This is a genomic window from Massilia forsythiae (genome assembly GCF_012849555.1).
In the GTDB taxonomy this organism is placed as follows: Bacteria; Pseudomonadota; Gammaproteobacteria; order Burkholderiales; family Burkholderiaceae_D; genus Telluria; species Telluria forsythiae.
This window is the reverse complement of record NZ_CP051685.1, coordinates 835,936-848,747: the sequence shown is the minus strand read 5'-3', so window position 1 is coordinate 848,747 and position 12,812 is coordinate 835,936. Positions and strand designations below refer to the sequence as shown.

Below are 12,812 nucleotides of genomic sequence, written 5' to 3'. Positions count from 1 at the left end.
GCCAATATGACTGACACGTCTGTTTCTTCCATCGGCCTGTCGTCGGACCGCGCCGGCGATGGGCTGGAGCCCGTCAACTCGATCGCGGTTGGCGAAAAGACCGGCACGCTGTTCCTGGGACCGAAATACCTGGATGTGATCATGCAGTTGCCCTTGCCCGGCATCGTCATTTTCGTTCACGGTGTGAATTCCGACGGCGAATGGTTCAGCCAGGCCGAACAAGGATTGTGCGATGGCTTGAACAATCGTTTGAAACGGCGCGCCGAGCAATTGGCATACCCTACGATCGAAGGCGGCCAGTTGCACCCCGTGCCTTACCTGCCCGATCTGACCGCCGACGGGTTTTTGAATCCGAGGAAAACGGCCAAGAGTTTTATCGCGTCCTCTGCACATTTTTCGCCGGTCATCCAATTCCGCTGGGGCTACAAGGCCAGCAGCACCGAGCTGCAGACGTTCGGCAGCGGAATCTATTTGAATGAAGATAATTACTGGGGTGGCGGCCCTTTCGCCAACGGCTGCACGGCGCTCCCGGACTTGTGGGGCGATGGGCTGTCGGACCAGCTGTTCCTGTGGCTGCACGTGCAGCACATGAACCCGACCAACGACCGCAAGGTGTATGCGTGCCCGCCACGACCTTACTACGTACTGGCCGCGCTGCGCCTGGCCAAGCTGGTCGAGGCCGTCCGCAGCAAGCAGGCCGACGTGCCGATCACCATCGTCTGCCACAGCCAAGGCAACATGATCGGCATGGCCGCCGCCTTTCTAGGCGACCGCCTGGCGCCGGCGCGCGATCCGTCCGGCAAGAATGGGCGCTGCGTGGCCGATACCTACGTCCTGTGCAACCCGCCATACAGCCTGGTAAAGGACAACGTGTTCCAGGCCTTGGCCGAGCGCGGTCTTAAAGATCCTGATGGCAATGGAGGACGCCAGACTTGGGATGCGCGCATCGGCACGCTGCGCGCATTCTTCGACATCGTGCGCCGGCAGAAAGACGCAGAGCAGGAGGCCGATCTCATCGACGAGGCCATGGCGAACAAGACGCATGGCTTCGACGCTGCATCCGACCGGCGCCGGCATGGCTATGGCCCCACGCCCTCCACACATGGCCGCGTTACTCTGTACTTCAATCCGCATGACCAGGTCATTTCATCCTCCACGGTCCAAGGCATCGGCTGGCGCGGCCTGAGCCAATACGAGATCGATGCGGCCAACGGCGCCGGCACGTTCTGCCAGCGCGTGTTTTCCCAAGGCTTCACGGTTGGCAAGAAGGGGCAATACGATGCCTGGGCGGACCAGCACAACAAGCCGAAGCGCGGCAGCCAGGATTTCTGGTATCCGCCGTCTCCCAAGGCATACTATTCGATGTCGAAAGGCCTGAGCTCGAACACCAACTGGGCCGGCAAGGTCATGACCTTTGCATCCGCGCCGGTCCTGCTGGCGGCGACCGGCATGATGGACATACGCATCAATGCCTTGCCCCCTAATGACTGGATCACACCCCTGGCTGGCCCCGATCTTCCGGAACCGTTCGATCCGGAAGGCCTGCGCTTCGGCCAAGCCAGCAAGGCCTTTGACCAAGGCATGGATGCGCCAGGAGAATACCGCGACAGCAAACGGATAAGGGAGCCTGGGGACCCTTATGAAGGTGACCGCCCCATGCCTGCAAACGCGACAGCAGATGCCAGGCGCAAGGGCATGGACGCCGCCGAAGGCGACCAGGACAGCGAAGCGGCGCTTCGTTACGAACACCATGCCATGCTGCGTATGCAGGCCAAGCGCGAAGGCCTGTACACAAACGATAAATCGGTGGTGGAAGAAGACGATCCGTCGAACGCCAGCGCCAGCTATACCGCTTGGCGTACGAAGAAAATCAGGGAGAGCTTGGCCGAGACGATCGATACGCATGCGACCGATCATTCGACCATCATGACTAATTCAATGCACTCGCGGAAGGCATTGGCGTATGACGTGGCTGTCGGAATTTGCTGGATTAACAAAAGTGATCTGGCAATGTTGCGCTTAATTGCGGACTGGCGCTATCTAGAATATGTTGATAGAGAAAATACAAACTCGATATTTGCCGAATACTTTAAAAAAGGTCGATTCAAGAACATGTCGGTCCTAGAATGGGCGGCGCAAAAAGGAGGCGACGGTAGCATGCCGTCAAAAATTGTTGACCATCGTGAGGTATTTTCTGGAAAAAATGGAGGAGGCAAATGAGCGCTAAACTCAACATTTACGCTCGTCGTGCAGTGTACTGTATCGGTGTGTTTGTAGCAGCGTTTATGATTGCAGTATTTAGCATCCGATATAGAGAGCCGACCGCGTCTGACGCATTTGCCGATGGAGATCTTATCATGCGACTGTTTGTAGCTCCCACTTCTTTTTCATTCATCTTTTTTTTATGTCTTACTTTTTTCACTACTCAAACAGCAAAAGCCGAACATGTGAATGTGCCTTCTACCAACACAAAGCATCAGAAGCAATTCGTCGCCCAAGTGGTAGGTTTGCAGTGGCTAAACCCATTACAACGAATGGACTACCCTACGGAATGGCAACTATTATGGACGATGGGGCTGGTAAAGCCGAATCAGAACGATGACATGGTCAAGTCTGATCCTAGGGCCTTTAGTAGTGTGCAAGCTGTAGCAATCATTGCCTTTGGAAATAATGGATTAACGCCATTTTCAGAATATCATCGTCAATTTCTTGAAAAGATAATTGGTAAGCACCGAGACATTTATTTTAGTGATTCTGAGTATTTCTATAATGCTCATTCATTAAAAGACAAAACCACATGGCGGGAGTTGGCAGGAATTCATGTCGAGTATGCGATCCCACACGGAAAAATTGATCCTGTCGAAGCCACTAAACTTGTACGCGACTGCATTATCGATAGTTTCGATATCGGCCTTCATTCATTTCCAAATGCCTGGACCCGCAGCACGCCCCCCGACGTCAGTATCACTCTGGGTGGCCCGAACGCCGGCTTCACTTCCCTGTCCGCCGGCCTCGATTACCTGCAAGCGCACCCGAAAGAAACCGTCTGGGTCATGAACTGGGACGCACCAAGCTATCCCCTCAAGGATGAGCAGATCAACGAAAACATGGTGCTGCTGGTCCTCGCCGGCCCCGACTACAATACCGAGCGCGCCCCGCTGGCCTGGCTCGGCTATCCGACCGTTACAAGGGTCGCGGATTTCGAAGCGAAGAGCGGCCAGGCGCCGCGCGCCATCCAGGCATGGAAAGCGGTGCTGGACAAGGCCGCGCATAACGCCGGCAAACACACTATCGACATCGGTTTCACCATCCACGACGCCGGCAAGCTGCATCCCGATTCGTCGGACCGCCTGGCCCTCATCGGTCGCACACTCACTGAAAGCGTGCCGGAACTCGACTTCGTCAAGCAGACCTTCAATACGCCTGCACTGCTGGGTGAGATGGGCGCCGGCACTGCCCTGACTAACGTCGCGCTGGGCATTGCCTATGCCAATCATCTCGGCAAGACCGTCCTGGTGGCCGGGACCACCGATGCATCGCAACCGACGGCAACGCTGGTACTGCCGCCCGCCGTGGTGAGCCCGATCCAGGCGGACAAACCCTGGTTCCGCGCGCGCGGCGGAAATACCGCGTACCTGCCATGGTGGGGCTTGCGTCATGATGCAAAACCCGGCTCGCAAGGCTACTCCCGTTGACAGCGGGACATCATCTATACCCTCTGGACTGGTTGCCAGCTTTAGACGAGCGGAGAAAAACGATGCGTCACGTCATCCGTTTGAACGACCCGACCAGCCATGGCGGAAAAGTGATTTCGGCCGCCCCCCATACCACGGTGATGGGCGTGGCGGTGGCGCGCAAGGGCGACCGCTGTCTTTGTCCGATCAAAGGCCATGAATACTGCGTGATCGCGGAAGGCGATCCGGCGGTACTGATCGATGGTATTCCGGTCGCGTTCGAAGGTCATACGACAAGCTGCGGCGCCAAACTGATATCCACGGTAGGCGGCAGCGGTCGAACTTGAAGAGTATCCAGGTAGAGCTGATTTACATCGTTTTCCATGGATGGTGCGATGACAAAAGCACGGCTGAGGCAAATCGACCCCAAACGTACGGCATGCACGCTTGGATGAACCGATTTCCCGGTCTGCTCATCCGCTGGCCGAATGAACCAAGCACTGATCTCGCCTGTCTCGCACGCAGCATTCTCGCTGCACGCGCAGTAGGTCTGCCCGAATAGACTTTTAGAACCTATCCCAGTAGGGAGAGGGAAGTTGATGACGATGCATGGCGAGCGCGGGCAAGGCGCGAGGACGCCGCATGGCGAGCCATGCAAGGACGAGTAACGCCGCCCCCGCTTGCCAGGCGCGTCAGCAACGACCGGTTCCCTACTGGGATAGGTTCTTAGTACCCGATTCGACCCTTGCCCGTCATCGGCTTGCAGCGGACGTCCGCAGTCATTACCTATATGCGTCGATCCGCCACCTCATAGCCGAGCGCGTCGAGCACCATCTTGCGCACGTCGCGCGGCGACACGTCGGTCAGGCGCGCCGGCGACGCGTCGCCGGCACGTCGTACACCGCCATGCAGTTCAACAGTGGATGCAGGATACCTTCGACCCAGTTCTCTCCTTGTCGCCGGCGTGGGCCAAGCCGTTGTCGAGACCTTGCCGAGCTGAACATTGCACCGCCAGGCGGACAGAGAGATACCAGAGGGGCACTCGAATCCGTCCTGTCCTCGATGCGTGAATACGCAATTTCGGCGGTCATGCCGCTAACGTGCGCCATGTGGCGTCAAATCGGCCAAGTCGACCTCCATATTTGCGCTCGATCAAACATAAAACCCATGTGTCTAGATGAGGTAGCACATGCACTTGATGACCTAAGTGTCTAATTTTGCTCAACATTTTTACTTGAGCGACCTTCAAGTAAGTGCGCTAAGTCATTGGTTTCATTAGCAATTTCGAAGTTTTCTGGACGTGAATTCGCTTGACCAGTGACAACGCATCCTCTAAAGTGGGAAACGGTGGCAAAAAGTGCAGTTTTGTGGGAGACACACCTGTTTCCTGGCCCCTAACCAATATCAGATAGACAACTCTCCAAGACTAGGTAAAACGTGTTTCAGGGCGCGTCAGCGATCAATCTCGATGCGAAAGGGCGGATGTCCGTCCCAGCCAAGCACCGCGACGCCTTGATCCAGCAGTGCGAAGGCCGTATGACGCTCACGAAACACCCGCATGGTTGCCTGTTGTTCTTCCCGCGCCCGGTATGGGAACAACACCGCGAACAGATCGCCGCCTGGCCGATGTCGGCCCGGGCGTGGCAGCGCATTTTCCTCGGTAACGCCTCCGATGTCGAGATGGACGGCAGCGGCCGCGTCCTGATCGCGCCCGAGCTGCGCAGCGCGGCGGGCCTGGAAAAGGAAGTCATGATGCTCGGCATGGGCAGCCATTTCGAGATCTGGGACGCCGCCAGGCTGGCCGCCGACGAGGCCACGGCCGTGGCCGGCGGCATGCCCGATGCCCTTTCCAATTTTTCCTTCTGAGGCACCGCATGAACTCGACTCAGCCGGTGCCGGATCTGCAGCATCGCACGGTGCTGCTGGATGAAGCGGTCGATGCCCTCGACCTGGCCGGCGCGCGTGCGTCCGGCACCTACATCGACGGCACCTTCGGGCGCGGCGGCCACAGCCGCCTGATCTTGTCGAAACTGGCGCCGCAGGGCCGCCTGATCGCCTTCGACAAGGACCCGCAGGCGATCGCCACCGCCGAACGCATCGACGATCCGCGCTTTTCCATCGTCCACGACAGCTTCGCCACCATGCGACAAGCGCTGGCGGTGCGCGGCGTGCAGCGGGTCGACGGCATCCTGCTCGACCTGGGCATCTCGTCGCCGCAGGTGGACGATGCCGCGCGCGGCTTCAGCTTCCGCAACGATGGTCCGCTCGACATGCGGATGGACACGACACGGGGCATCTCCGCCGCCGAATGGCTGGCCGAGGCGCCGGAACGACAACTGGAAAAGGTGATTCGCGATTATGGGGAAGAACGGTTTGCTTTTCAGATTGCAAAGGCGATTGTTGCTCGCCGCGCAGTCGAGCCAATTTCAAGCACACGACAGCTTGCCGCAATCGTGGCAAACGCGGTCAAGACAAGGGAGAAGGGCAAGGATCCGGCAACCCGGACCTTTCAGGCTGTCCGGATTTTCATCAATCAAGAGCTTGAAGACCTGGAAGCAGGTCTGAGCGCGGCCTTCGGCCTGCTCGCGCCCGCCGCGCGCCTGTCGATCATCAGTTTTCATTCGCTGGAAGACCGCATGGTCAAGCAATTCCTGGCCTCCAAGGCCAAGGTCGAGCAGCCGGACCGGCGCCTGCCGATCCGCGCCGCCGACCTGCCGCAGCCGCTGATGAAGCTGCTGGGCAAGGCCAAGCCGTCCGAGGGCGAGGTCGGCGCCAATCCGCGCGCGCGCTCGGCGGTGCTGCGCGTGGCCGAGCGCCTGGAGGCGGGTTCGGGAGCACCTGCATGACGGGCAAGCTGAACATCGTGCTGACCGTGCTGCTGGTCGGCTGCGCCCTGTCGGTGGTGAACGCGCGCTACCAGGCGCGCCACCTGTTCATCGACCTCGAGCGCCTGCAGCAGCAGCAGCGCCAGCTCGACATCGACTGGTCCCAGCTCCAGCTCGACCAGTCCACCCTCGGCAAGAACGAGCGTATCGAGCAGATCGCCGTCTCCAAGCTGAACATGGCGCCCCTGACCCCGGCGCGCACCCAATACCTGACGGAAGGCGCCCAATGAAGGCTGGCACCAACGGTTCCCGCGTGGCCGCGGGCAAGGGCATGGCATTTTCCAAGAGTCCGGTGCTGAGCGTGCGCCTGCCGGACTGGCGCTCGCGCGTGGTGCTGTTCGTGCTGTTCGCCGCGTTCGCCGGCCTGGCCGGGCGCGCCATCTGGGTGCAGGCGATGGACAACCAGTTCCTGCAGAAGCAGGGCGCCAGCCGCTACATGCGCACCGAGGAACTGGCCGCCACGCGCGGCAAGATCTTCGACCGCAACGGCATGGTGCTGGCCTCGTCGCTGCCGGTGAAGTCGGTGTCCGCCTTCACCGCCGACATCAAGGACGCGCCGCCGGAAAAGCTGCGCGAACTGGCGACCCTGCTGGAGATGCCGGAAGCCGACCTGCTCAAGAAGCTGGCCTCCGACCGCAGCTACGTCTACCTCAAGCGGCAGGTCGAGATGGACGTGATCGCCAAGATCCAGAAGCTCGACCTCGACGGCATCGACATGCGCAAGGAGTACAAGCGCTTCTATCCGCAGGGCGAGGTGATGGCGCACATGGTCGGCTTCACCAACGTCGAGGACGTCGGCCAGGAAGCGATGGAGCTGGCGCAGCAGAAGTCGCTGGTCGGCCAGCCGGGCAGCCGGCGCGTGATCAAGGACCGCCTCGGCCACATCGTCGAGGACGTCGGCATGTCGCGCGAGCCGCACGACGGCAAGGACCTGACCCTGTCGGTCGACAGCAAGCTGCAGTACATCGCCTTCAACAGCGTCAAGAACGCGGTCGAGAAGTTCAACGCCAAGGCCGGCGCCGCGGTGGTGATCGACGTCCACACCGGCGAGGTGCTGGCGCTGGCCAACTGGCCGACCTACGACCCCAACAACCGCGCCCACCTCACCGGCGAGCAGCTGCGCAACCGCGTGATCACCGATACCTTCGAGCCGGGTTCGACGCTGAAGCCGTTCACGGTAGCGCTGGCGCTGGACAAGGGCCTGGTCAAGCCGACCACGCTGTTCGACACCGGCGGCGGCCGCTATTCGACCGGCGGCCACGTGATCCGCGACACCCACCCGCACGGCGTCATCGACGTCAGCACCATCATCCAGAAGTCGTCCAACATCGGTACCACCAAGATCTCGGAAATGCTGACGGCGCAGGAAATGTGGGAGATGTTCACCAAGGTCGGCTTCGGCCAGGCGCCGCGCTACGGCTTCCCCGGCGCGGTGGCGGGGCGCGTGCGTCCCTACAAATCCTGGCCGATCGTGGCCAAGGCCAACATGTCGTTCGGCCAGGGCATCTCGATGTCGCTGCTGCAGCTGGCGCACGCCTGGCTGATCTTCGCGCGCGACGGCGACATCATCCCGCTGTCGTTCCAGAAGGTGACCGAAAAGCCGGTCGGCCAGCAGATCATCTCGCCGAAGACCGCCGCGCAAATGCGCACCATGGTGGAATCGGTGGTGAGCCCGCAGGGCACCGCGTCGCAGGCGCAGGTGGCGGGCTACCGCGCCGGCGGCAAGACCGGCACCGCGCAAAAGGTCATCGACGGCCGCTATTCGCAGACGCACTACGTCGGCTCGTTCGCCGGCATGGTGCCGATGTCCAACCCGCGCTTCGTGATCGCGGTGATGATCGACGACCCGACCGGCGCGATCCACACCGGCGGCGGCGTGGCGGCACCGACCTTCGCCGCGCTGGCGGCCAACGCGCTGCGCGCCGACAACGTGCCGCCGGATTCGACGGTCACCGACATCATCATCCCGGAACATCCCCTCGAGGAGAGCAACTGATGAGCGCGCGCCTGGACGACATCTGCGCCTGGATCCGCGCTGCCGCACCGACCGGCCGCATCACGTCCGATTCGCGCCGTGTGACGCCCGGCGACGTGTTCTTCGCCTATCCGGGCGAGGCCGCCGACGGCCGCACGTTCATCGGCGCCGCCATCGCCAACGGCGCAGCGGCGGTGCTGTTCGAGGAACGCGGCTTCGCCTGGGATGCGCGGTTCGCCGTGCCGCACCTGGCCGTGGCCGACCTGAAAGCCAGCGCCGGCCCGATCGCCCACGCCTTTTATGGTCATCCGGACGCCGCCATGTTCACCGTCGGCGTCACCGGCACCAACGGCAAGACTTCGTGCGCGCTGTGGACCGCGCAGGCGCTGGCCCAGCTTGGCGCAGGCAAGGGCGAGGGCAAGGGCGAAGCGGCCGCCGTGATCGGCACGCTCGGCGTGGGCCTGGTGCGCGGGCGCGCCGAACCGGTATTCGACGTCACCGGCTACACCACGCCGGACGCGGTGCTGCTGGCCGGCGAACTGGACAAGCTGAAAAGCGCCGGCGCCGCCGCGCTGGCGATCGAGGTGTCGTCGATCGGCCTGGTCGAGCGCCGCACCGCCGGCATGCACTTCGACGTGGCCGTGTTCACCAACCTGACGCGCGACCACCTCGACTACCACGGCGACATGGACGCCTACGAAAGCGCAAAGCTGCAGCTGTTCGGCTGGCCCGGCCTGCGCACCGCGGTGGTCAACCTGGACGACGCGGCCGGCGTTCGTATCGTCGATTACCTGCGCGCCCAGCGCCCGGACGTTGCCGTGACCGGCTATACCGTGGAGGAAGACGGTGCGGGCACCGGCGCGGCCGTGTTCGACGGCATCGAGGTCTTGCGCGCCTCGAACCTGCGTGCGCGCCCGGCCGGCACCGAGTTCCAGCTGGCCTCGCCCTGGGGCGCGCTTGTGGCCAGGACGCAGCTGGTGGGCCGCTTCAACGTCAGCAATGCGCTGGCGGTGCTGGGCGCGCTGCTGGCCAAGGGCATCGAATTGCGCGCGGCGCTGGACGCGATCGAGGCCTTGACGCCGGCGCCGGGGCGCATGCAGCAGGTCGGCGGCCAGGATGCGCCGCTGGTGGTGATCGACTACGCGCACACGCCGGACGCACTGGAAAAGACCCTGGCCGCGCTGCGGCCGGTGGCGAAGGAACGCGGCGGCCGTCTGTGGTGCGTGTTCGGCTGCGGCGGCGACCGCGATCCGGGCAAGCGTCCGCAGATGGGCCGCATCGCGCAGCATGCCGACCAGGTCGTGGCCACCAGCGACAATCCGCGCAGCGAAGCGCCGCAGGCGATCATCGAGCAGGTCGTGGCCGGCATGGATGCGGCCGGGGCGCCGTGGCAGGCGGTCGAGGACCGCGCCGCCGCCATCCTGCTGGCGGTGAAGCAGGCCGGCAAGGCGGACGTGATCTTGCTGGCGGGGAAGGGCCACGAGCCCTACCAGGAAATCAAGGGTCGGAAAATCCCGTTTTCCGACGCCGACCATGCCGCGCTGGCGCTCACCGCGCGGCTGACGATGATGAGGACGAATTGATGATCCGCGGCTCGCTCGCACAATTGCTGCCCGCGCTGGACGGCGCGCGCATGACCGCGGACGCCGCCTTCGAGGGCGTGTCGACCGACAGCCGCAAGGCCGCCCCCGGCGCGCTGTTCGTCGCCCTGCGCGGCGAGAGCTTCGATGCCCACGACTTCCTGGACCGCATCACCGCCACCGGCGTGGCCGCCGTCGTGGCCGAGCGCCTGCCGCAAGGTTTTACGCTGCCGGCCATCGTGGTGCCGGACACGCTGGCGGCGCTGGGCCGCATCGGCAACGCCTGGCGCAGCCGCTTCGCCATTCCCGTCATCGGCGTCACCGGCAGCAACGGCAAGACCACGGTCAAGGAAATGATCGCAGCGATCCTGGCGGCTGCGGTGGGCGAGGATGCGCGCCTGGCCACGCAAGGCAATTTGAACAACGAGATCGGCGTGCCGCTGACCGTGATGCGCCTGCACGACGGCCACCGCGCCGCGGTGGTCGAACTCGGCATGAACCACCCGGGAGAAATCGCGCGCCTGGCCGCGATCGCGGCGCCGACGGTGGCGCTGGTCAACAACGCCCAGCGCGAGCACCAGGAGTTCATGCACACCGTGGAAGCGGTGGCGCGCGAGAACGGCGCGGTGCTGGCGGCGCTGGCGGACGACGGCGTGGTGGTGTTTCCGGGGGATGACGAGTACACGGGCCTGTGGCGCGGGTTGGCGGGGGAGCGCGAGGTGCTGACTTTCGGCTTGAGCGAGGCGTGCGACGTGCGGGCGAGCTACACGCCGAACAATTTCGGCAGTGAGTTGACCATCACCGCGTCGTCCCCGCGCAGGCGGGGACCCATGCTGAGCATGCAACAATTGCACAGCCTGCGGGAAGGCGAAGTCAGCTTGGGTCCCCGCCTGCGCGGGGACGACGTGGTGGCGGACGTGGCCGAACGTGAAGCGGCGCGTGACGCAGACGGCGTAATGCACTTCACCATCCGCTTGTCCGCCGCCGGCACCCACAACGTCCGCAACGCCCTGGCCGCCTGCGCCTGCGCCCTGGCCGCCGGCATCCCGGTCGCCGCCATCGTGCGCGGCCTGGAAGCGTTCGCGCCCGTGAACGGCCGCCTGCAGCGCAAACACACCGCGCACGGTGCAGCCTTGATCGATGACACCTATAATGCCAACCCCGATTCGGTGCGCGCCGCCATCGACGTGCTGGCGCAGGCCGCCGCGCCGCGCATCCTGGTGCTGGGCGACATGGGCGAAGTCGGCACGCAAGGCCCCGAATTCCACCGCGAGATCGGCGAGTATGCCGCCGCCCGCGGCATCGACGCCGTGCTGGTCACCGGCGCGCTGGCGCGCCACATGACCGGGACGGGCGCGCAACACTACGAGCAGTTCGACGATTTATTGGCAGCACTGGACAAGCAACTGGGCAGCAAATCCGACGCAACTGTGTTGGTGAAGGGCTCGCGTTTCATGAAGATGGAACGCGTGGTCCAGCACCTGACCACCCCACACGAACACCGCAAGGATTCTCACTGACATGCTTCTCTGGCTCGCACAATATTTTCAGGACTATATCGGTCCGATGCGCGTTTTCAACTACATCACCTTCCGTGCCGTCTTCGCTACCATCACCGCGATCGCCATCGGCCTGTTCTGCGGCCCGGTCGTGATCCGCCGCCTGACCGAGCTGAAGGTCGGGCAAGCGGTGCGCACCTACGGTCCGCAGACCCACCTGTCCAAGCACGGCACCCCGACCATGGGCGGCGTGCTGGTGCTGATCGCGATCGGCTTGTCGACCTTGTTGTGGTGCGACCTGTCGAACCGCCTGATCTGGCCGGTGCTGGTGGTCACACTCGGCTTCGGCGCCATCGGCTGGGTCGACGACTACCGCAAGGTGGTCTACAAGGACCCGGAAGGCATGCGCTCGGGCGAAAAATATTTCTGGATGTCGCTGATCGGCATCACCTCCTCGCTGTACCTGGCGTTTTCGGTCTCGGCGGCGACCCCGTGGGAAGTCTGGAAACTGTTCTTCGCCTGGGTGCAGTCCGGCTTCTCGCTCGACCTGCCGCCCAAGGCCGACCTGATCGTCCCGTTCTTCAAGAGCATCAGCTACCCGCTGGGCGTGTGGGGCTTCATCGCGCTGACCTATTGCGTGATCGTGGGCGCCTCGAATGCCGTCAACTTCACCGACGGCCTGGACGGCCTGGCGATCATGCCGACCGTGATGGTGGGCGCCGCGCTCGGCCTGTTCGCCTACCTCACCGGCAGCGCCACCTATTCGCGCTACCTGTTCATCCCGCACATCCCGGGCGCCGGCGAGATCCTGATCTTTTGCGGCGCCATGGCCGGCGCCGGCCTGGCCTTCCTCTGGTACAACGCGCACCCGGCGCAGATGTTCATGGGCGACGTCGGCGCGCTGGCGCTGGGCGGTGCGCTCGGCACCATCGCCGTCATCGTGCGCCAGGAAATCGTGCTGTTCATCATGGGCGGCGTGTTCGTGGCCGAGACCCTGTCGGTGATCATCCAGGTCTCGTGGTTCAAGTACACCAAGAAGCGCTACGGCACCGGCCGCCGCGTGTTCCTGATGGCGCCGCTGCACCACCACTTCGAACAGAAGGGCTGGAAGGAAACCAAGGTCGTGGTGCGCTTCTGGATCGTCACCATGATGCTGGTGCTGGTCGGCCTGTCCACCCTGAAACTGCGTTGACCGGGAT

General features: G+C 63.1%; 10 protein-coding genes. All 10 read left to right on the top strand.

Going from position 1 to position 12,812, the window contains the following annotated elements; translation table 11 throughout:
- Window positions 1-6 precede the first annotated feature (6 nt).
- The 10 genes from HH212_RS03615 to mraY all read left to right on the top strand — a co-directional run bounded on the left by HH212_RS03615 (window position 7) and on the right by mraY (window position 12,805).
- On the top strand, window positions 7-2,220 hold the full coding sequence (locus HH212_RS03615) for a T6SS effector phospholipase Tle3 domain-containing protein (protein ID WP_169434128.1): 2,214 nt from the start codon (window positions 7-9) through the stop codon (window positions 2,218-2,220).
- Entirely contained in the window at window positions 2,217-3,695 is a 1,479-nt protein-coding gene (locus tag HH212_RS03610) for a hypothetical protein (protein WP_229217550.1), read from the top strand. The genes HH212_RS03615 and HH212_RS03610 overlap by 4 nt, the downstream gene beginning before the upstream one ends.
- Before the next feature lie 62 nt (window positions 3,696-3,757).
- Window positions 3,758-4,021: a PAAR domain-containing protein gene (locus HH212_RS03605; protein WP_169434127.1), complete on the top strand. Its 264-nt coding sequence runs from the start codon at window positions 3,758-3,760 to the stop codon at window positions 4,019-4,021.
- Between the two features lie 1,090 nt (window positions 4,022-5,111).
- Window positions 5,112-5,540 carry a division/cell wall cluster transcriptional repressor MraZ gene (gene mraZ, locus HH212_RS03600; RefSeq protein ID WP_169434126.1) on the top strand — a complete coding sequence of 143 codons (429 nt, stop codon included), beginning with the start codon at window positions 5,112-5,114 and terminating at the stop codon, window positions 5,538-5,540.
- Between the two features lie 8 nt (window positions 5,541-5,548).
- Window positions 5,549-6,520 (top strand): 16S rRNA (cytosine(1402)-N(4))-methyltransferase RsmH, encoded by a 972-nt coding sequence (gene rsmH / locus HH212_RS03595; RefSeq protein ID WP_169434125.1) that lies wholly within the window; start codon window positions 5,549-5,551, stop codon window positions 6,518-6,520.
- Window positions 6,517-6,789 (top strand): cell division protein FtsL, encoded by a 273-nt coding sequence (ftsL, locus tag HH212_RS03590; RefSeq protein ID WP_169434124.1) that lies wholly within the window; start codon window positions 6,517-6,519, stop codon window positions 6,787-6,789. The genes rsmH and ftsL overlap by 4 nt, the downstream gene beginning before the upstream one ends.
- Complete coding sequence (locus HH212_RS03585; protein ID WP_169434123.1) at window positions 6,786-8,555, top strand: peptidoglycan D,D-transpeptidase FtsI family protein; 1,770 nt, start codon at window positions 6,786-6,788, stop codon at window positions 8,553-8,555. The genes ftsL and HH212_RS03585 overlap by 4 nt, the downstream gene beginning before the upstream one ends.
- Complete coding sequence (locus HH212_RS03580; protein ID WP_169434122.1) at window positions 8,555-10,117, top strand: UDP-N-acetylmuramoyl-L-alanyl-D-glutamate--2,6-diaminopimelate ligase; 1,563 nt, start codon at window positions 8,555-8,557, stop codon at window positions 10,115-10,117. The genes HH212_RS03585 and HH212_RS03580 overlap by 1 nt, the downstream gene beginning before the upstream one ends.
- 2 nt (window positions 10,118-10,119) lie before the next feature.
- Complete coding sequence (locus HH212_RS03575) at window positions 10,120-11,634, top strand: UDP-N-acetylmuramoyl-tripeptide--D-alanyl-D-alanine ligase (RefSeq protein ID WP_211172501.1); 1,515 nt, start codon at window positions 10,120-10,122, stop codon at window positions 11,632-11,634.
- Window position 11,635: 1 nt separating this feature from the next.
- The gene (gene mraY, locus HH212_RS03570) at window positions 11,636-12,805 is read left to right on the top strand and encodes a phospho-N-acetylmuramoyl-pentapeptide-transferase (RefSeq protein WP_169434120.1); all 1,170 of its coding nucleotides are present in this window, start codon (window positions 11,636-11,638) and stop codon (window positions 12,803-12,805) included.
- Window positions 12,806-12,812 lie beyond the last annotated feature (7 nt).